This is a genomic window from Clostridium vincentii, assembly GCF_002995745.1.
GTDB lineage: Bacteria > Bacillota > Clostridia > Clostridiales > Clostridiaceae > Clostridium > Clostridium vincentii.
Window position 1 is genome coordinate 1 of record NZ_PVXQ01000048.1, and the last position, 18,968, is coordinate 18,968.

General features: G+C 29.7%; 21 protein-coding genes. 16 read left to right on the forward strand and 5 right to left on the reverse strand.

The features are described from left to right. The first annotated feature begins 294 nt into the window (after positions 1 to 294). On the forward strand, positions 295 to 1,182 hold the full coding sequence (locus CLVI_RS15295) for a DUF368 domain-containing protein (protein ID WP_106060982.1): 888 nt from the start codon (positions 295 to 297) through the stop codon (positions 1,180 to 1,182). Between the two features lie 49 nt (positions 1,183 to 1,231). Here the strand turns inward: CLVI_RS15295 and pdxT are convergent, their stop codons facing one another. Beyond that, positions 1,232 to 1,798, reverse strand: coding sequence for a pyridoxal 5'-phosphate synthase glutaminase subunit PdxT (gene pdxT / locus CLVI_RS15300; protein WP_106060983.1), 567 nt, complete (start codon positions 1,796 to 1,798; stop codon positions 1,232 to 1,234). A gap of 1 nt (position 1,799) precedes the next feature. Beyond that, positions 1,800 to 2,669 carry a pyridoxal 5'-phosphate synthase lyase subunit PdxS gene (gene pdxS, locus CLVI_RS15305; RefSeq protein WP_106060984.1) on the reverse strand — a complete coding sequence of 290 codons (870 nt, stop codon included), beginning with the start codon at positions 2,667 to 2,669 and terminating at the stop codon, positions 1,800 to 1,802. Between the two features lie 209 nt (positions 2,670 to 2,878). Here pdxS and gloA2 point away from each other — a divergent pair, with 209 nt between their 5' ends. Then, positions 2,879 to 3,259: an SMU1112c/YaeR family gloxylase I-like metalloprotein gene (gloA2, locus tag CLVI_RS15310; RefSeq protein WP_106060985.1), complete on the forward strand. Its 381-nt coding sequence runs from the start codon at positions 2,879 to 2,881 to the stop codon at positions 3,257 to 3,259. An 86-nt stretch (positions 3,260 to 3,345) separates the two neighbouring features. Here the strand turns inward: gloA2 and CLVI_RS15315 are convergent, their stop codons facing one another. After that, entirely contained in the window at positions 3,346 to 4,440 is a 1,095-nt protein-coding gene (locus tag CLVI_RS15315; RefSeq protein WP_106060986.1) for a hypothetical protein, read from the reverse strand. 245 nt (positions 4,441 to 4,685) lie between these two features. Here CLVI_RS15315 and CLVI_RS15320 point away from each other — a divergent pair, with 245 nt between their 5' ends. Continuing rightward, positions 4,686 to 4,919, forward strand: a complete 234-nt coding sequence (locus tag CLVI_RS15320) for a hypothetical protein (protein ID WP_106060987.1) — start codon at positions 4,686 to 4,688, stop codon at positions 4,917 to 4,919. A 199-nt stretch (positions 4,920 to 5,118) separates the two neighbouring features. Continuing rightward, positions 5,119 to 6,333, forward strand: coding sequence for an NAD(P)/FAD-dependent oxidoreductase (locus tag CLVI_RS15325; protein WP_106060988.1), 1,215 nt, complete (start codon positions 5,119 to 5,121; stop codon positions 6,331 to 6,333). 72 nt (positions 6,334 to 6,405) lie between these two features. Here the strand turns inward: CLVI_RS15325 and CLVI_RS17550 are convergent, their stop codons facing one another. Further along, the gene (locus CLVI_RS17550; protein ID WP_170065696.1) at positions 6,406 to 6,579 is read right to left on the reverse strand and encodes a hypothetical protein; all 174 of its coding nucleotides are present in this window, start codon (positions 6,577 to 6,579) and stop codon (positions 6,406 to 6,408) included. A gap of 279 nt (positions 6,580 to 6,858) precedes the next feature. On the opposite strand from CLVI_RS17550, the gene CLVI_RS15330 reads away from it, so the two are divergent. The 11 genes from CLVI_RS15330 to CLVI_RS15375 all read left to right on the forward strand — a co-directional run bounded on the left by CLVI_RS15330 (position 6,859) and on the right by CLVI_RS15375 (position 15,948). Beyond that, positions 6,859 to 7,200 carry a hypothetical protein gene (locus CLVI_RS15330; protein ID WP_106060989.1) on the forward strand — a complete coding sequence of 114 codons (342 nt, stop codon included), beginning with the start codon at positions 6,859 to 6,861 and terminating at the stop codon, positions 7,198 to 7,200. Positions 7,201 to 7,373: 173 nt separating this feature from the next. Next, positions 7,374 to 7,784 carry a hypothetical protein gene (locus CLVI_RS15335; protein WP_106060990.1) on the forward strand — a complete coding sequence of 137 codons (411 nt, stop codon included), beginning with the start codon at positions 7,374 to 7,376 and terminating at the stop codon, positions 7,782 to 7,784. A 140-nt stretch (positions 7,785 to 7,924) separates the two neighbouring features. Continuing rightward, entirely contained in the window at positions 7,925 to 9,967 is a 2,043-nt protein-coding gene (locus tag CLVI_RS15340) for a thioredoxin domain-containing protein (RefSeq protein WP_106060991.1), read from the forward strand. A 142-nt stretch (positions 9,968 to 10,109) separates the two neighbouring features. Next, a complete protein-coding gene (locus CLVI_RS15345; protein WP_170065697.1) occupies positions 10,110 to 10,721 on the forward strand; it encodes a TetR/AcrR family transcriptional regulator in 612 nt (203 codons plus the stop codon). An 18-nt stretch (positions 10,722 to 10,739) separates the two neighbouring features. Then, positions 10,740 to 11,123: an FMN-binding protein gene (locus CLVI_RS15350; protein ID WP_106060993.1), complete on the forward strand. Its 384-nt coding sequence runs from the start codon at positions 10,740 to 10,742 to the stop codon at positions 11,121 to 11,123. 8 nt (positions 11,124 to 11,131) lie between these two features. Further along, on the forward strand, positions 11,132 to 11,290 hold the full coding sequence (locus CLVI_RS17555; protein WP_170065698.1) for a hypothetical protein: 159 nt from the start codon (positions 11,132 to 11,134) through the stop codon (positions 11,288 to 11,290). A gap of 132 nt (positions 11,291 to 11,422) precedes the next feature. Continuing rightward, the gene (locus CLVI_RS15355; RefSeq protein ID WP_106060994.1) at positions 11,423 to 12,052 is read left to right on the forward strand and encodes a zinc ribbon domain-containing protein; all 630 of its coding nucleotides are present in this window, start codon (positions 11,423 to 11,425) and stop codon (positions 12,050 to 12,052) included. A gap of 10 nt (positions 12,053 to 12,062) precedes the next feature. Next, the gene (locus CLVI_RS15360; protein WP_106060995.1) at positions 12,063 to 12,680 is read left to right on the forward strand and encodes a hypothetical protein; all 618 of its coding nucleotides are present in this window, start codon (positions 12,063 to 12,065) and stop codon (positions 12,678 to 12,680) included. Positions 12,681 to 12,692: 12 nt separating this feature from the next. Further along, the gene (locus CLVI_RS15365) at positions 12,693 to 14,234 is read left to right on the forward strand and encodes a double zinc ribbon domain-containing protein (protein ID WP_106060996.1); all 1,542 of its coding nucleotides are present in this window, start codon (positions 12,693 to 12,695) and stop codon (positions 14,232 to 14,234) included. Positions 14,235 to 14,425: 191 nt separating this feature from the next. Beyond that, on the forward strand, positions 14,426 to 15,118 hold the full coding sequence (locus CLVI_RS15370; RefSeq protein WP_106060997.1) for a pseudouridine synthase: 693 nt from the start codon (positions 14,426 to 14,428) through the stop codon (positions 15,116 to 15,118). A gap of 35 nt (positions 15,119 to 15,153) precedes the next feature. Then, positions 15,154 to 15,948 (forward strand): nitrilase-related carbon-nitrogen hydrolase, encoded by a 795-nt coding sequence (locus CLVI_RS15375; protein WP_106060998.1) that lies wholly within the window; start codon positions 15,154 to 15,156, stop codon positions 15,946 to 15,948. 40 nt (positions 15,949 to 15,988) lie between these two features. On the opposite strand, the gene CLVI_RS15380 is transcribed toward CLVI_RS15375, so the two are convergent. Beyond that, positions 15,989 to 16,750 carry a YdcF family protein gene (locus CLVI_RS15380; RefSeq protein WP_106060999.1) on the reverse strand — a complete coding sequence of 254 codons (762 nt, stop codon included), beginning with the start codon at positions 16,748 to 16,750 and terminating at the stop codon, positions 15,989 to 15,991. 343 nt (positions 16,751 to 17,093) lie between these two features. On the opposite strand from CLVI_RS15380, the gene CLVI_RS15385 reads away from it, so the two are divergent. Next, positions 17,094 to 18,470, forward strand: a complete 1,377-nt coding sequence (locus CLVI_RS15385) for a citrate/2-methylcitrate synthase (RefSeq protein WP_106061000.1) — start codon at positions 17,094 to 17,096, stop codon at positions 18,468 to 18,470. The last annotated feature ends 498 nt before the right edge of the window (positions 18,471 to 18,968 follow it).

Below are 18,968 nucleotides of genomic sequence, written 5' to 3' on the forward strand. Positions count from 1 at the left end.
CATAAATCCAACTCCATTCTTTTTATCTTAGCAATAAAATTATAATGGATAATTTATGTATTGGGGAGATGTTTTTACATCTCCTTTATTTTTTTGCTACCTTTGCCTACTAAAATTATACTCTAACCAGTTTATATGAATAAATAAAGAAGACATGCAGGTTAAATGCACCAAAACTAAGTGTATTCATAATAAAACAATAAAATTAACAAATTCGTAAGGAATTAATTTGTTAATTACTGTACAATATAAGTCAGGACTAAATTAGAATTAATTGAAATAGGAGGAATGATTTTGTATATTATTAATTTCATAAGAGGAGCATGTATGGCATTAGCAGATAGTGTGCCAGGGGTATCAGGGGGTACTATTGCCTTTATATTAGGATTTTATGATGAATTTATTAATTCATTAAATACTTTAGTTTCGACGCAGAGTATAAAAGAAAAGAAGAAAGCTATTAAATTCTTATTAAAGCTAGGAATAGGATGGATTACTGCATTTATTTTAGCAGTATTATTTATAACATCAGTTTTCGAAACACACATATATAAGATTAGTTCACTCTTTATCGGATTTATAATTTTTGCAATACCAATTATAGTTAAAGAAGATAAAAAAGAAATAATTAACAAATATAAAAATATTATTTTTTCTATAATAGGAATTGTATTAGTAGTAGCTATTACATATTTTAATCCTTCATCTGGAGGAGATGGAATGGATCTTTCAACAGATAATTTAAGCGTTGGACTTGGTATTTATGTATTCTTTACAGGGATGATTGCAATATCTGCAATGGTATTGCCAGGAATATCAGGTTCAACTTTATTGTTAATTTTTGGATTGTATGCACCGATAATGAGTGGTATAAGGGAAGTTCTTTCAATGAATTTTGCTTACTTGCCGGTACTCATTATATTTGGATTAGGAGTAGTTTCAGGAATAGCATTAACAATAAAGTTAATACGATATTTATTAAAAAATCATAGATCAAAGATGATATATTTTATATTAGGATTAATGATAGGATCAATTTATGCAGTAATCATGGGAGCAACAACACTTGAAGTTCCAAATGACCCAATGAATTTGGGAACTTTTAGTATTGTATTTTTTGCAATTGGTGGAGCTTTAATTCTAAGTCTAGAAAAATTAAAAGTTGTTTTTGAAAAGAAGTAATAAGGCTCAGGAAAGGCTCATTAGTACTTCTAGTACTAATGAGCCTTTTTTAACAGATTTCATTTATAAAATAATTTAAAAAAGTAGTATTATCAGTCAATTCAGGATGAAATGAAGTAACTAATATATTATTTTCTTTAGCTGCAACCAAGTTGCCATCCACATATATTAATGGCGTAACAGTCTCTGAAAACTCTTCTATATATGGAGCTCTTATAAATATCATATCTATAGGGTTCTTTGATATATTTTCAATTGTTCTTTGAATTATAAAGCTATCTAATTGAGTCCCATAGGCATTTCTTTTGACCTTTATATTCATGATACCTAAGTGGACTTTATCTTCACCATCTATATTTTTTGCAAGAAGTATCATACCAGCGCAGGTTCCCCATACAGGCAAACCATTGATAATTTTTTGTTTCAGATAATCTTCTAATTCTGTAATCCTTAAAAGCCTTCCAATTGCTGTGCTTTCACCACCTGGAAGAATTAAAGCATCAATAGCATCAATATCCTGTTTAGTTTTCACCTCAACTCCAATATATCCAGTTTTCTTAATGTGATTAATATGTTCAATAACATCTCCTTGAAGAGATAAAACACCAATTATCATTTTACCAACCTCTTTTTGCAAACCTAGTTTCTAATTCTTGGACAGAAGTTCCGCTCATTGGAGCACCTAGGTCTTCGGAGATTTCAGCAAGTTTTATAGGATCATTATAATACGTAGTAGCAAGTACTATTGCTTTAGCTCTTTTTGAAGGATTATCTGATTTAAATATTCCAGAGCCAACAAATACTCCATCACAACCTAGTTGCATCATTAATGCAGCATCAGCAGGGGTAGCAATTCCACCAGCAGCAAAATTAACTACAGGGAGTTTTCCATTTTTCCATACATATTGAAGTAGATCATAAGGTACATTAAATTCCTTAGCAAGAGTCATTAATTCTTCCTTTGGAGCATTTTTAACTCTTCTTATATCATCATTAACAGTTCTCATATGGGTAACTGCTTCAACAACATCACCTGTACCAGCTTCACCTTTTGTCCTTATCATAGAAGCACCTTCGCCAATTCTTCTTAGTGCTTCCCCAAGATTTGTAGCTCCACACACAAAAGGAACTTTAAAGTCATGTTTATTTATGTGATATTTATCATCAGCAGGTGTCAATACTTCACTTTCATCAATATAGTCTACAGTTAAAGCCTCTAAGATTTGTGCTTCGACAAAATGACCAATCCTAACTTTAGCCATAACCGGAATTGAAACTGCTTTTTGAATCTCCTTAATCATTTTAGGGTCTGACATTCTAGCAACTCCACCCTCTTTTCTAATATCTGATGGAACTCTTTCTAATGCCATAACTGCACATGCACCAGCCTTTTCAGCTATAATAGCTTCTTGAGCATTTGTTACATCCATAATAACTCCACCCTTAAGCATTTGTGCTAAATTCTTGTTTAATTCTTTTCTTTCCATTGTTTTTTGTCCCCCTTTTATTTTATAAGGCAATATATTGCTTTTGATTATAGTAAACCTAAAAAGAATTAAATTCAAATATACCGATACATTACTAAATGTTCATTTGTATTATTGATTAAGTAAAACATTGGTGTAATTTTAAACATAAGGGTATACTTTATTAAAGATGAATTATATATAGAAAGATAGTTTGAGAGGTAAAGCTTATGAATTTAAAAAACATACATCATGTAGCAATCATATGTTCAGAATATAAGAAATCAAAGGAATTCTATACAAATATATTAGGGCTAGAAATAATAAGAGAGGTTTACAGAAAGGAAAGAGACTCATATAAGCTGGATCTTAAATTAGGCGATAGCCAAATAGAGTTATTTTCATTTCCTAATTCTCCAGAAAGACCAAGTTATCCAGAATCTTGTGGATTAAGACATCTAGCATTTGAAGTTGAAGATGTTGAAAAGACTGCTGATGAACTACAAAGTAAAGGGATAAGGGTAGAGGATATAAGAATAGATGAATTTACAGGGAAGAAATTCACTTTCTTCTTTGATCCAGATGAATTACCCTTGGAGTTGTACGAATAGAAAGTGGAATGATATAGCAAAATTAAAAGCAGTTAAATAATAATATATAAATAAGGCTAGAGATTAAGTTCTCTAGCCTTAACTTTTTAAAATAATGAATAATTATAGAAATAAGGTTTCCAATTATCGAGTATTTTTTCATCGCGAATAGAGTAAGTTATGCTCCTATAATTATCTGCAGATAGATTTAATAGTTTAAGATTAGAATTAAAAGAATTAGAAAAAGTTTTAAGTGTTGTAGGTATCAATTCCAAGGATGAATTGAAAATTTCAAGTGGAGTAGAATAAATCTCAGCACTTCTAGTGGATGAAATTGTTATATAGGCATCAGTAGTTGCTTCATTAGCAAATTCATTTATTTTATTTTTCAAATCCTTATCAAAATTACTTGGATAGGTTACCTCTAAGTTTATTCTATAGTTAATATTTCTGGCCTTCACGCAAGGCACTTCACTATTTACCTTATTGTCATCTATATAACCTATAGTTTGAGTTATAAAGTCTTCTTTAACTTCAGGAATATCAAGGGAAGCTAAGGTTTGAGTATAGACCTCTCTTGTACCATTTAAAAAATATTCTTTTTTGCTAATTAATAATGATATATCATCTTGCTTTAAGCTTCTGGAATTTTCACCGATATCTTCATGAGTAGATCTATAGCATACAAAAGAATCAATTCTTTTTAAATTTATTCCGAAATAGACCCAATTTCTACCCAGCCATCTGAATCCAGATAGAGAAACCTTATCAACATTAAATAAGAATGCCCAATAACTTCTTCCATTTACTTCCCAAATATATGTGTATTTAAAAAGGCAAATTCTTATGGAGTTTGCACTGACGGTTTTAGTTCCTATACCACCTCCGCCTTGGCTAAAACTTTCAACTCCTTTATCTTTTTTGCTAGGCATATAATTTGGCGGTGGAGACTTAGGCATTCCAGGTGGGTTAAAGCCACCTCCAGGCGGGCCATAACCTCCGCCGGGAAAATTAGAACCTCCTTCAGGAGGATTAAAACCAGGTAGAAAATTGCCTGATTGGGGAAAATTACTGCCTGGCATATTTGGGAAAAAGGGTGCTCTTTCACCTTGGAGAGATTCATAGGGAATAGATGAAAATTCATAGTTTAGAAAGTCACTTTCATTTTGATTTTCATAAGTATCATCGTCTCTGTATAGCATTTATAGTTATCTCCCTATATAAGTATTTATTAATAATGTATTCATAAAAAGTAAATGTGCTATATTTTAATTTGGGGTAAGATTCTTATATGATAAGAAAAATAATTAATGGACTTATCTACTTCATTAAAGGAAATATAATGGTGTTATTTTAAATTGTTAATGTAGTATTCAATAATACATGTTATAATTATCGCATTGTTAATTTAGTAAAAATAATAGAATGATTGTATAGAGGTGTACTTATGAAAAATGATGAAATATATAAACGTATAATGATTATGGATAGTATAAAAAAAGCAAGTGCTTACATGAAAACTTGTGAGATAACTAAATCAGATTTAAGCAAATTATGTAAGAGGTACAATGTTATTGTAGTGGGTCAAGTTACTAAAGAAGAACTAATTAATATATTTGTAAATGGAACCCTTGGTGTAAATGTAAAGAACAAGGCAAAAAATAAATATAAGACTAAATAAAGGTTGGAAAGTTTAAAGATACAGAAATTAACTGTATCTTTTTTTCTATGCAGAATATTAAATGTTTTTAGTACTTAGAATACAACCATAAGCTTTAGGAAATAATAAATATAGAAATTTTTTTAAAAATATCAATTAGTATAAATATCATAAGTAGATTTAAAATCAAGTTAAATAATTAAGAGAGTAGGTAATCAGTATGAATACACAGTATGTGAAGGGCGATTGTCTTTTTACTAAAATCAATAAATTGACTAAGCAGTATGAGTATTTGACAGAGGATATAGAAACAGAGGTAGTAATAGTAGGAGGAGGGGTAACTGGAGCAGTTTTAGGCTATTATTTCACTAAAAATAATATTAACGCGGTTGTTTTAGAAAAATCAAGAATAGCTCATGGTAGTACCAGTATAACAACTTCACTTCTACAATATGAGCTTGACAGTAATGCCATGAATTTAAAGCAATATACATCTATAGACAATATTATAAGATCATATAAGTTAGGACTAAAAGCATTAGATGAAATTGAAGAGTTTATAAATGAAAATGGGAATGCTTGTGACTTTAAAAAAGTAGATAGCTTTTTATATACAGCTAAAGATATAGAAATAAAAGAAATTAAGCAAGAGTATGATATTAGAAATAAAGCTGGATTCCCTGTGGAATTTATTTCTAAAGAAAATAATGAATTTTCTTTTAATGTAAAGGCTGGTGTATTAAGTAAAGGTGGAGGAGCTCAAATTGATCCTTATAAATATACCCAAGAGTTGTTTAAGGTGAGTTGTGAAAAAGGATTAAGAGTATATGAAAATACAGAAGTTGTAGATGTTAAGTATAGTGAGAACGAAGTGGTGGTAGAAACTATATATGGGCATAAGGTTAAAGGTAAAATTATTATTGTAGCTACCGGCTATAATACGAATCTTTTTAGTGAAAGGGCATTTGGAACTAAAACTACTACTTTTAATATTGCAACTAAACCAATAAATAATATAGAAGATATTTATAAGGGGGTAAATGTTAGAGACAATGAAGATCCTTACAATTACTTAAGAACGACCACTGATAATAGAATAATAATCGGTGGTGAAGATATAAACTTTATACCAGATATATCTAATGAAAAATTATGTAATGAAAATTATGATAAGTTAGAGCAACGACTTAAAAATTTATTTCCAAAGCTTAATATAGATATAGAATATAGATATTGTGGAGCCTTCGCATCTACTCAAGATAATTTAGGATTCTTAGGAAAAGACCCTAAGAACTCAAAATTATGGTATTGCTTAGGATATGGGGCAAATGGTATTTTATTTTCTGTGTTAGGTGGAATGATGTTGAGTAAATTGTATTCTGGAGAAGTTAATAAAGATTTGAAACTTTTTAAGGTAAATAGATTTGATTCGTGAAAATAACCTCTAAAGGTAAAGTGAAAAGAGTAAATCCTATGTTTTAATAAACATAGGATTTTAATCTCAAAATTAATCTTGATAACTAGATAATTGTTGGCATGCAGAATCAACAGAATCTATTGCTGATTGAATTTTAGCTTTATTTTCTTGTTTTTCTGCTGAGCTAAGAGCTTGTTGTAATGATGAAACTGTGTTTTGTGCAGTCGTCATACTTTGATCAACGAATTGTTTAGCTTTTGGCATAAAGAACACCTCCCATATTTAATTTCATTAATAGTATTATCATTAAGAGAGGAAAATATGTATTATTAGGCAAAAGGACTTTCTATATTTTAGTGATTTAATTAAATTATCTAGGGCATAATATAGTGTAACTCTACTTTCATTGCATCGGTGATATAGAATTCACAATTATAATAAGAAATAGCTTAGCTATTAGAAGTAAGCGTTATCAAAATTTTAAAAAAATAAAGGGAATTGCGATTTTTTGTAGAATTAATATTGGGAGAGGATGTGGGATTTATGGATAAGTACAATATACCAGTAGGGACTTTAGTTGAGGTAAAACATATTGCCCTAGAAGCAGATAAAAAGAATCATGGAGTAAGACTTTATGTTGCGGCGCATCGTAAAGATACAAAAGGAATACCGGTATATTCTTTAGGGTTAAAAGGAGAAACCAATGCTTTAAAATTATATAACGGATATTACGAGGAAAACTTAAAAGTTATTGATAAAATATCTGTTGAGTTAACTCAGGATGAAATAAATGATATAGTTCAGTGGGGAAATACTTGTGAAGAAGAAGGATGGCTAATTGAAAAAGAAGTGACTCTAAAAGATAGATTAAGTAAAATTATTTAAATGAAGAAATATTGAAGATTTGGCTTTGTGAAAACAGGCCAAATCTTTTTTGTTTTATATTTGAAATAAATAAATTGAAGAAATTTTAAACAGCGTTATAATGAAAGTAGACTTAAAGATAAATATAGCTTGTTTTCAGGTTATAAAGAATGTTTTGAGATAGGAGTATATTGATGGAAAGAGTATGTATTGAAAAGTGTGAAGAGAAAGAGGTAATATCTTTAAAAAAGAAATACAAATTAAAATTATGGTGGGCGGGGGATAGATGTTTTAAAGTGAAAATGGATGGTGCAGTTGTTGCATTGCTAGAAGCTGAATTGAGTGAAGATGAAAGTATTATTGATATAGATAATTTTGAGGTATTTAAGAAGAAAAATAAAATTGGCAGTGAAATAGTTAAGGAATTAAAAAATACAAATTTTGATATGTGCTTATATGTTAATAGTAAAGGTAGTAGACGATTTTGGGAGAGGCACGGATTCAAAGCTCAGGATGATGGTACAGGAGTAACTAAACACTACTATTTTAAGGATACTGAAGATAATTTCATCAATGAAAATATCGAAAGTACCTCAGTAAAATAGAATAAGTTATGGCAATAAAAATAGTAAAGAAGTCACTTGTAATTTTGCAAGTGACTTTTTAATGTGGCACGTATTTATAATAATCGCTAGAATTTTAGGTCATAATAATAGTATTAAAAGTATGAATGGAGTGTGATAACATGTCTAATCAGATAATACATGAAAAATCTAATAGATTGGCCAATGAAAAGAGTCCATACCTTTTACAACATGCCCACAATCCAATAAATTGGTATGCTTGGGGAAATGAAGCCTTTGACAATGCTAAAAAAGAAAAAAAACCAATATTCTTAAGTATAGGCTATAGCACTTGTCATTGGTGCCACGTCATGGCCCATGAATCCTTTGAAGATAAGGAAGTTGCAGAGTTTCTAAATAAGAATTTTATTGCAATTAAGGTGGATAAAGAAGAAAGGCCAGATGTGGATAGTGTTTATATGACAGTATGTCAGGCAATGAGTGGGCAAGGTGGATGGCCATTAACAATACTTATGACTCCAGATCAAAAGCCTTTTTATGCAGGAACTTATTTTCCTAAGAATTCAAGATATAATATGCCAGGACTAATGGATATTTTAAAATCTGTAGCTAATGAGTGGAAGATAAATAAAGAAAAAATAGTATCCTCCAGTGAAAATATTCTATCTCAATTAGCAGGGCATTTCAATACAGAAAAAATAGATACACCATTAACTGAGAAGATATTAGATAATGGGTATAGACAATTATTAGATAATTTTGATGAAGATTATGGAGGTTTTGGTAGAGCACCTAAGTTTCCGACACCTCACAAACTTATGTTTTTACTTAGATATTATAGTTTAAAAGGGGAGAAAAAAGCCTTGAATATGGTAGAAAAAACCTTGGATTATATGTATAGAGGCGGAATATTTGACCATGTTGGTTTTGGATTTTCTAGGTATTCTACTGATGAAAAATGGTTAGCTCCTCATTTTGAAAAGATGCTATATGATAATGCCCTTTTAATTATGGCTTATTTAGAAGCATATCAAATTACAAATAAGGAATTATATAAAAATATTGCAATAAAATCATTAGACTATATTTTTAGAGAATTAACCAGTGAAGAAGGTGGATTTTATTGTGCTGAGGATGCTGATAGTGAGGGAGAAGAAGGAAAGTTTTATGTCTTCAAGTCTTCAGAGATAATTGAAATTTTAGGGAAAGAGGATGGAAAATATTTTAACTCGCATTTTGATATAACTGAAGGGGGAAACTTTGAAGGAAAAAGTATACCTAATTTAATTAACAATGAGAACTATGATAAGGAAGCTGAAAGGATAGAAGTTTTAAGAGAGAAGATCTTAGAGTACAGAAATGGCAGAATGAAGCTACATAAGGATGATAAAATCTTAACATCTTGGAATGGACTTATGATAGCAACATTAGCAAAAGCTTATAAAATTTTAGGAGATGAAAAATACTTTAAGGCTGCAAACAGTGCCTTAAATACAATTCTTAAAAATTTAGTAACTCATGAGGGAAGATTATTAGCTAGATATAGGGATGGGGAAGCGTTACATAATGGTTATTTAGATGATTATGCATTTCTAACATTAGGACTTATTGAATTATATGAGAGTAGCTTTGAAGTTACTTATTTAAAGCGAGCTATTAGTTTAAATAGTGAGCTTATTGAGTTGTTTTCGGATATAGAAAAGGGAGGCTTTTTTATATATGGGAATGATGGAGAAAATTTAATAGCTAGGCCTAAAGAAGTTTATGATGGTGCAATGCCTTCTGGAAATTCTGTGGTAGCTTATAATTTAATAAAATTAGCTAGGCTTAGTGGGGATATTGAGCTTGAAGAAATGGCAGAAAAACAAATGAATTTTATGGCAAGTAACTTAAATGGTGGAGAATTAAATTATTCATTTTTCTTAATGGGAGCAACTTTTGCCTTAAGTCCTTCTAAGGAATTAGTATGTGTTCTTAAAAGTGAAGAGGATATGAATTCCGTAAAAACTTTATTAAAAGAAGAGCCTCACTTTAATTTAACAACATTAGTTAAAACTGAAGAAAACACTGATGAATTAGAAAAATTAGCTGAATTCACTAAAGATTACAAATTAGTTAATTCTAATTCAACCTATTACTTGTGTGAAAACAAATCATGTTTACCTCCAGTTGATGATATTCGTAGTATTAAAAACAAATTGTAAAATTGTAATAAATTAGTTCCTATCAGGAGATACTGATAGGAATTTTTGTTGTTAAAATGAATGTATTGACAAGTGAAGAAATAAATATTACACTTACAGTGTAAAAAGTATACTTGCAGTGTAAATGAGAAGGAGAAAAGATATGGAAAGTTTAAAACCTAAGGATAAAAGAAAAAATATAAACAAAAAAAATATAGTTGATGCAGCGGAAAAGCTGTTCTTTACTAAGGGCTATAATAATTCAACTATGGAGCAGGTGGCAATGGAGGCCGGATTTACAAAGAGAACCCTTTATAGCTATTTTAAAAGTAAGGAAGACATATATGAGAAAATAATTCAAAGAGGATATGAAGTTCTAAACAAGACTTTTTTAGATACACTTGATGAAAAAAAGGATTCTACTGAACTATCAAAAATAAAGGCTATGGGATATGCTTTGATAAATTTTGAAACGGATTTCCCAGGATATTATAAATCTATTTTTGAGTATGATGGATCTGAAACTGTACCAAATGAATTAGAGGAAACTACAATAGATATACTTCAAAAATGTGTAAAAGAAGGAATTATAAATGGCGAGATAACAGATAGACTTGATGAAGTTAGTATTTCTTTAATATTATGGGCTTCTATTGTTGGATTTGTTAATACTTTTTCAAGAAAACAAAAATATATTAAGGACTATTTTAATAAAGATAGCAGAGAAGTGATAGAAAAGGGACTTGACTTAGTTTTAGATTCAATAAAAAAATAAAAGGATTGGTGACGTAAAATGAAAAATTATATTATTGCTGGAGTAGTTATTGTTGTATTAGCTGGTGCGATTTTTGGATTCACTTATTTGAATAGAGTAAAAAACTATCAGGAAAAAGTGGGCAATATTGTTATAGAGGATGTTGATTTGAAGGAAATAAAGGATGGAAAGTATATTGGGGAATTTGATGCAGATGTAGTAGCTGCGAAGGTAGAGGTAGAAATTAAAGATAATGTAATCAAAGATATTAAGTTAATAGAGCATAAAACAGATAGGGGGGCAGCTGCTGAAGTAATACCACAAATAGTAGTTGATGCTCAGAGTTTAAATGTAGATGTGATTTCGGGTGCTACAAATAGTAGTAAGATAATTTTAAAGTCAATTCAAAATGCTTTAGATTAGGTGTAGATATGAGAGAATATGAGAGTCGAATTCTTGCTATGGGAACCTTAGTAGACTACAATGAAAAATCTATAACATTTAGCAAAAAGGGCCAAAGTATAGATTTAGGCGCAATAGAAAAGAGTTATGCAGCAGATAGGGGTAATATAACTGAAAATACAGTATAAATATACCGACAGACCCTTTTAAGAACAAAATAGCCCAAATATTGACACTAATAGTAACATAAGATAATATATAATTGTATAGTTTTGTTAGAAATTATTAAATTATATTATAAGAATATAGGGGGGATAATTATGGCGAATTGCAGATATTGTAATTCTGAAATCGAAGAAAAACAATCTTTTTGTGGAAAGTGTGGAAACTTTGCGACAAGTGAAAGTAATGTTTTTATGCGTGTTTTAAAAAGAATAGGGACAGGAATTAAGAACCCGAGTGCATTTATAAGGAATTCCAAAGGTTCTGATATAGTTACAACTGGAATAATGTTTGGAATAATCATATTGATTTCAATAGTTGATATGCTTATATTAAAAAAGTCCAGTGTTGGTAGTTTTACAAATAGTAAAAGTTATATAATGATATTATTTCAAATAATGACTATGGCAGTCTTCATAGGGGTATTATTTATAGGAATAAAAATACAAAAAGTCAGTAAAGTTAATTTACTAAGTGTAACAAATCTTTTAGTTCACGCTAGTATTTTTGTTGCTTTATTTTCATTTATTGGTCTTTTATTAGTATTTATATCTCCAATCCTAGGGGGAATGGCAGTTTGTATAGGATCACTAATATATTATATATTAATATACCAAGGATTAAGAGAATCCTATGGACTTGATGAAAAATCAAGTTTTATTACATTAATAGGAACTCATATTGTAGTAGTATTTATATTATATTTAGTAGTTAGTCTATTAGGATAGGGGGAAGATTATGAAATTCATGAGTATATTAAAAACACCGTTTAAGTATAATAAAAATTACGATAAATTAGAATTAAAGGATTCTTTAATAAATATAGGGATAAGCATGGCAATAGTAATAGTTACTATATTGCTTTCAATAAATATTATTTCAAGTAGAATGTTAGGTGGATTCTCTATGGGTATGTCAATACCAGGAAAAGTTTATGGAACAGCTTTTGCATCAATGTTAGTTGGAATTATACTTGCTACTTTAGCAGTTGTTACAATTATATTCTTTGTTAGAAAAATGGTTTTTAGTGATTCTACTTTTAATCAAAGTTTATCTATATTTTCAACAGCGGTAGTATTACCATCAGTAATTATGAGTGCAACATTAATTGGAGCTGTAATTAGTGGTGTAGTTGGTATGTATATTGCAGGTATAGTTATAATGGTAGCTGCATACAGTTTAATATTTAATATTTATGAAACATTAAATATAGTTGGAGGAATAGGATCAGGTAAAGCAGTTTATTTAACATCTATTTCTATAGTTGTTTATTATGGACTAACAGCATTTGTAACGGGTATGATACTAAAAGATTCACTAGCACAATCTTTAGGTATGCTTAGCTATTTGTTTTAAGGGGGTAAAAAGATGAAATGTAGTAATTGTAATGCAGAAATATCAGATAACAATCAAAAGTTTTGTATGTCTTGTGGGAAAGAAATAATAAAAGAACAAGTAATAGATGAAATAGAAGAAGTAGTAATAGAAGAACAACATTTAGCTAAAGGCAAATGTGACAATTGTAATAAGCCTATAAACAAGGGTGAAAGATATTGTACAAGCTGTGGGGAAGACTTGAAAAATGGTGAAGAAGGTACTTCAGATTTTAATAGTGATCCTTATATGAATATGGCTGAAGCAAAAGAACAATTAGGTCAATTAAAAGGATTCATTATGAAAAACAAGAAAATATCTGGAATAGTAGGAGCAATAATAGCTGTTTTTGTAGTGAGTTTAATAGTTTTTGGAATTATGTCAGGAATGCCATTTAGTGAAAATAAAATCAAAAAAGAACTAGTTGGTAAGTCAGTAAATGTATATGGATCAACAATTACATTAACAGATGAAAACTTAGAAAGTCTTGAAGTAATTAATAGAGAGACAATAAAGAAAAGTTATGATGATGTAAATATTGAATTAGAGATCAAGTTAGATAAGGCAGTGGTAACAACTGAGGGGAGTGTATCTTTCGGATATTATGATAATGAATGGACCTATAGTTCATGCTATATCACAGATATAAAAAGTATTGATACAGATAGTAAGCCTGAGGATGCAATTAAGGACTCGTTAAAGGAACAAACCTTGTATGAAGGTTATTCAACTGAAATAGATGGAAATTTAATTACAGAAATAAATAACATAGAATGTGGAGAATTAAATTCTATTGAAGGACAGGATTTTACCGCAGATATTAAATTATCTAATGGTATTGCTTATCAAGAGGCAACAGTTAATGGAATAGTTGTTTTTGACTTTGATGAAGAGGTATGGGCAATTACTGAAGCTGAGGTAACAGATATAGGTAAGAGTATAAAGGAAGAGAAGGTAGATGAAGACGCCCTTAAGGAAATGCTTTTAGATGCTCTAGTGGAGGAAAGTAGTTTTCATATGGAAAGAACAGAGACAAATTATGGTGGAAGTTTTAAGATAGAAAAGGATGATATTAGTGACTTTACAGTTAAAAACTATGTGCTTCAAGAGGGTAATAAAATAAGAGCGGAAATAGAAGGTATAGCTAAATCAGATAAAGTTTCTGAAATGGCATTTAGTGGAACAATGATTGTCTCATCTGAATTGTTAGATAGCAGCTATTATAATGATATAGATGTAAAGATTACTAGTGTTAAAATTGAAGATCCTACAATAGAAGAAATAAAAAGTGGAATCTTAGATGAAACAGTATCAAAGACTGAAATTAATTATGATATTTCAAATAGCTTCAAGGAAGTTAAAAGAGATAAATCAGAAGTAACTATACAATATATAAATGGTACTTTAACAGTGGATGGAAAAGAAGTACAAGCACAAGTGGTAATGAGTTTTGAGGAAGGCTATTCTGATGAGCCTCAAAGCTGGAAAGTAAGTGGAGTGTATGCACAAGATAGTTCTTATTACAAAGCATTTTAATAAATATAAATATTAAGATAGTTAAAAGGACTTTAATTATAGGTATTCCCTATATTAAGGTCCTTTTTATTATGAATTTATTTGATTGAATATTTTGGATTTATTGAGTATTATTATAGTATAAGATAAATTATTAATAATCTAAAGAAGATATGATTATTAAATATATTTAGCATCGATAGGAGAATTATATGAGAATAAACAAATTACTTAGTAATTATGGATATTGTTCAAGAAAAGAAACAAATGAACTTATAGATTCTGGAAGAATAACTATAAAGGGACTTCCAGCTACCCCAGGGCAATGGGTCGAAGAAACTGACCTGATTTTATTAGACTATGAACCAATTAAAAGAAAGGCCTCTATATACCTAATCTTAAATAAACCTATGGGGATTACTTGTACTGCAGATGAAAGTGTTGAGAATAATATTATAGAGTTTTTAAATTATCCGGAATACATTTTCCCTGTTGGCCGACTTGATAAGGAATCTCAAGGATTAATAATATTAACAAATGATGGAGAACTAGCAAATAAGATTCTAGAGTCTGATAATGGGCATGAAAAAGAGTATGTAGTCACCTTAAGTAAACCTTATGATGAAAAATTTTTAGAGAATATGGCACGTGGAGTTGAAATTGGAGATAAAAAAACAAAACCGTCCACATTGAAAAAAATTAGCGAAGATACATTTAGTATAATTCTAACACAAGGTTTAAATAAACAAATTAGAAAAATGAGCAGAGCCTTTGGTTATAATGTTGTAAGACTTGAGCGTATCAGAATCATGAACATAAAATTAGAGGGCTTAATTTATGGTAAATGGAGAGAAATCACAGAAGATGAGCTAAAGGAACTTAGAAGTCTTTGTAATAAAACATGAAAATAAGCTAAATAATTATTTAAGGAGAATTCATTATGAGATTAGGACTTGCACAAATGGATGTAATTTGGGAAGAACCTTTATCTAATATGGATAAATGCCAGTATTTTATTAATCTAGCCACCAATAACAAAGTGGAACTTATTTTATTTCCAGAGATGGTGTTGACAGGTTTTACTATGAATATAGAAAAACTTATTCTTTCAGAAAAAGATATTATAAACTGGTTTAAGGATAAGGCTATTGAAAATAAGATAAATATAGGCTTTGGATATGCAATAAGGGTAGGAGCTAAAGGGAATAATAAATTTGCTATAATATCTAAAGAGGGTATATTATTAACTAATTATTCAAAAATACACCCTTTTTCCTATGGAGGAGAAGATGAAAAATATTATAGGGGAGAAGAAATCTGTTTTTGCAATATAGAAAGTAAAATAATAACTCCATTTATATGTTATGATTTAAGATTTCCTGAAATATTTCAGATAGCATCAAAAACATCGAAATTTATAGCAGTCGCAGCGAATTGGCCAAAGTCAAGACAGGACCATTGGCTCACTTTATTAAAGGCGAGAGCTATAGAAAATCAATGTTTTATTGCCGGAGTAAATAGAATCGGAATTGGCGATAAAATAGAATATGGAGGAGCTTCAGTTATTATTAACCCGCAGGGGGAAGTATTAAATGAAATTAGTTCTAAGGAAGAATTAATTATTACGGAAATAGATTTTAATTTGGTTGATGAGATTAGAGATTCGTTTAGTTTAAAAAAGGATAGGCGTGAGAATCTTTATAAAAAAGAATATGAAAAGAGTTTCATAAATTGAAAATTCCCCTTAAGGAAAAGTGGCACAGCCACTTTTGTTTTTAGTTATCAAATAATAAACTCTTAACTATAGCTATGGACTCCCTAGTATAAAATACAGGGATAAGGTAAGGAATTGTTTTAGTTGTATATAAATTGATATCAACATAGCCATTTCTTTTAGCTAAAAGATTACCTCTGAAGGCATGAAAATCTGTGGTAATAATTTTGACACTAGAATCAGATATAGGTTTATTGCTGTGCTCTTCTATTTTCACTTTAGAAAGTTTAAAGTTCTCAAAGGTATTAACAGATTTATCCTCTATGATAATTCTATCCTCTGGTATAGAATTAGCTATTAAGTAATTCGCCATAGCAAGAGCTTCAGGAATATTCTCATCAGAGCCTTGTCCACCAGAGACGACTATATAACTGTTACTATTATAATTATTAATATAATCTAGTGTAGTATCTAATCTATCCTTTAAACTTAATGATAGTTCGGTACCATTTCGTAAACCTGCGCCTAAAACAAGAATATAATCAGTAGGTTTGTTATTTTGCTTTGGATAGGCAACAATAATAATTTGTAAAAGAATAAAACAGGCAATACCAATACATATTATTGGCTTCATATATTTAACAGCAAGAATAAAATGCTCATTATCCCTTAATTTAATTTTTATAAAGTGATAAAATACAAGGCATATTCCTAAAAATCCAATTGAACTGCTAAAGGCAACCTTTGTACTGCTTAAGGTGTTGAGTATTAAAGTGTATACTATTAGTATTATTCCAAGTAGGATATCGATATAAAATTTCATAAATAATTCCTCCTAAGTCATATAATATGATAAAAATCTCAATAGAATAATGATAACATAAAGCTAGAAGAAAGAAGTTGCAATTATTAATTGTTATTTATTCTTAATGTTTAAGCTATGTATAGTACATTATTTGTAGATAAAAGTGGATTTATTCAATGAATTTTGATATTATTTACATAGGTGTATGGTTAATTTGAATAGATACAAAAAAAGTAGAATAACATAGACGAGCTGTTGAGTTAAAATTTAGAAAAGGCTTTTTTCTAAATATTGTGATAAAATATAAATACTGCACAAAAATATAAATTCAGCTGAATATATAAAGAAAGGGGAATGTTGGATGGCAAATTTACTTGAAAATAGTTTTTCGCAAATTACACCAGAGATTACAAGACTTAAAGATCTCTGTATGAAAAATAGTTCTATAGATCCAAGGTTATATAAAGAAAATAAGGTCAATGCAGGCCTTCGAGATTTAAATGGTAAAGGTGTACTTACAGGACTTACGGAAATATCAGAGATAATATCAATGGATGTTGTTGATAATGAAAATGTTCCATGTCATGGTAAGTTATTTTATAGAGGGGTAGAGATACAAAAGTTAGTTGGGGGTTTTATAAATGAAAAGCGTTTAGGTTTTGAAGAAACAGCATACCTTTTGCTTTTAGGAGAATTGCCATCAAAGGGTGAACTATATAAGTTTAGAGCCCTTTTAGCAGGTTATAGAACTCTTCCAACTTCCTTTGTTCGTGATGTTATAATGAAGGCGCCGAGCTTTGATATGATGAATACACTTGCTAGAAGTGTGCTAACTTTATATTCTTATGACGAGAAGGCAAACGATACAAGTATATCTAATGTATTAAGGCAAAGTCTGCAGTTAATTGCGGTATTTCCTCAGTTAGCTGTTTATGGATATCAAGCGTATGATCATTATCATAAAGACAATAGTCTTATTATTCATACTCCAAGACCAGAGCTATCAACAGCTGAAAATATTTTACATATGCTTCGTGCTGATAGCAAATATACAGAATTAGAAGCGAAAATTTTAGATGTTGCATTAGTGCTCCATGCTGAACATGGAGGAGGAAATAATTCAACCTTCACAACGCATGTGGTTTCATCTTCAGGAACGGATACTTACTCTACAATTGCAGCAGCTTTAGGATCTTTAAAAGGGCCTAAGCATGGAGGAGCAAATATTAAGGTGGTTCAAATGTTTCAAGAGATGAAAGAAAATATTCATAATTGGAAAGATGAAGAAGAGGTAAGTCAACATTTAAAGGCTTTGCTTAGAAAAGAGGCTTTTGATAAATCAGGATTAATATATGGAATGGGTCATGCTGTTTATTCACTATCAGATCCAAGGGCAGAAATTTTCAAGAAGTTTGTTAAGAGTTTATCTGAAGAAAAGGGTTTGACTAAGGAATATGAATTGTATGCCTTAGTAGAACGTCTTGCACCAAAGGTAATTGCTGATGAAAGAAAGACCTATAAAGGGGTAAGTGCTAACATTGATTTTTATAGTGGATTTGTTTATAGTATGCTAGATCTACCTTTAGAGTTATATACACCTATTTTTGCAATTGCTCGTATAGTTGGATGGAGTGCTCATCGTATTGAGGAATTAATTAATACTGATAAAATAATTCGTCCTGCTTACATGAATGTTGCAGCACAAAGAGAATATGTAAAGATAGATGATAGACTGTAATAACTTTTATTAAGAATACTCTAAAGTAGATATTAATCTACTTTAGTTTTTTTATATAAGAGAAGACTTTTAACGACAATTATTTCCCAAGAAATTATTGTGAAGATTGGACAATGATATTTGTACTGTATGGACATACCTAATTTGGCAAGAAAAAGATAAAATATAAATAAGTTAAGAAATATAAAAAAAGAATATAAATAGTAATAAGTATAAACAAAGGCGTTTGTAGTAAAGTGATAAACTACAAATGCCTTTTTATGATTTATATAGTAATTAACAAGTTGTAAATAATAAGAATAAAGTATTGGCAATGGCGCTAAAACAATAAAGTTTTAGCGCTATTTTCTTATAATTATTACAAATTAAGGGTAAGCGGTTAATAACTCGTCACGTTGACAGTCATTAACCGCTTATTTTCAATCCTTTTTATTTAAATAGCATTCAGCAGGAAGATTACTCCATGGAAATAGTGATTTAAATAAATCTGGATCATTT

Excerpts from the sequence above, each read along its gene's own strand:
- CLVI_RS15320 (WP_106060987.1), top strand. The coding sequence starts at position 4,686 with ATGAAAAATGATGAAATATATAAACGTATAATGATTATGGATAGTATA.
- CLVI_RS15370 (WP_106060997.1), top strand. The coding sequence starts at position 14,426 with ATGAGAATAAACAAATTACTTAGTAATTATGGATATTGTTCAAGAAAA.
- CLVI_RS15315 (WP_106060986.1), bottom strand. The coding sequence starts at position 4,440 with ATGCTATACAGAGACGATGATACTTATGAAAATCAAAATGAAAGTGAC.
- CLVI_RS15325 (WP_106060988.1), top strand. The coding sequence starts at position 5,119 with ATGAATACACAGTATGTGAAGGGCGATTGTCTTTTTACTAAAATCAAT.
- CLVI_RS15330 (WP_106060989.1), top strand. The coding sequence starts at position 6,859 with ATGGATAAGTACAATATACCAGTAGGGACTTTAGTTGAGGTAAAACAT.
- pdxS (WP_106060984.1), bottom strand. The coding sequence starts at position 2,669 with ATGGAAAGAAAAGAATTAAACAAGAATTTAGCACAAATGCTTAAGGGT.
- CLVI_RS15375 (WP_106060998.1), top strand. The coding sequence starts at position 15,154 with ATGAGATTAGGACTTGCACAAATGGATGTAATTTGGGAAGAACCTTTA.
- CLVI_RS17555 (WP_170065698.1), top strand. The coding sequence starts at position 11,132 with ATGAGAGAATATGAGAGTCGAATTCTTGCTATGGGAACCTTAGTAGAC.
- CLVI_RS15340 (WP_106060991.1), top strand. The coding sequence starts at position 7,925 with ATGTCTAATCAGATAATACATGAAAAATCTAATAGATTGGCCAATGAA.
- CLVI_RS15365 (WP_106060996.1), top strand. The coding sequence starts at position 12,693 with ATGAAATGTAGTAATTGTAATGCAGAAATATCAGATAACAATCAAAAG.
- CLVI_RS15335 (WP_106060990.1), top strand. The coding sequence starts at position 7,374 with ATGGAAAGAGTATGTATTGAAAAGTGTGAAGAGAAAGAGGTAATATCT.
- CLVI_RS15355 (WP_106060994.1), top strand. The coding sequence starts at position 11,423 with ATGGCGAATTGCAGATATTGTAATTCTGAAATCGAAGAAAAACAATCT.
- CLVI_RS15350 (WP_106060993.1), top strand. The coding sequence starts at position 10,740 with ATGAAAAATTATATTATTGCTGGAGTAGTTATTGTTGTATTAGCTGGT.
- CLVI_RS17550 (WP_170065696.1), bottom strand. The coding sequence starts at position 6,579 with ATGCCAAAAGCTAAACAATTCGTTGATCAAAGTATGACGACTGCACAA.
- CLVI_RS15385 (WP_106061000.1), top strand. The coding sequence starts at position 17,094 with ATGGCAAATTTACTTGAAAATAGTTTTTCGCAAATTACACCAGAGATT.
- gloA2 (WP_106060985.1), top strand. The coding sequence starts at position 2,879 with ATGAATTTAAAAAACATACATCATGTAGCAATCATATGTTCAGAATAT.
- CLVI_RS15345 (WP_170065697.1), top strand. The coding sequence starts at position 10,110 with ATGGAAAGTTTAAAACCTAAGGATAAAAGAAAAAATATAAACAAAAAA.
- pdxT (WP_106060983.1), bottom strand. The coding sequence starts at position 1,798 with ATGATAATTGGTGTTTTATCTCTTCAAGGAGATGTTATTGAACATATT.
- CLVI_RS15380 (WP_106060999.1), bottom strand. The coding sequence starts at position 16,750 with ATGAAATTTTATATCGATATCCTACTTGGAATAATACTAATAGTATAC.
- CLVI_RS15360 (WP_106060995.1), top strand. The coding sequence starts at position 12,063 with ATGAAATTCATGAGTATATTAAAAACACCGTTTAAGTATAATAAAAAT.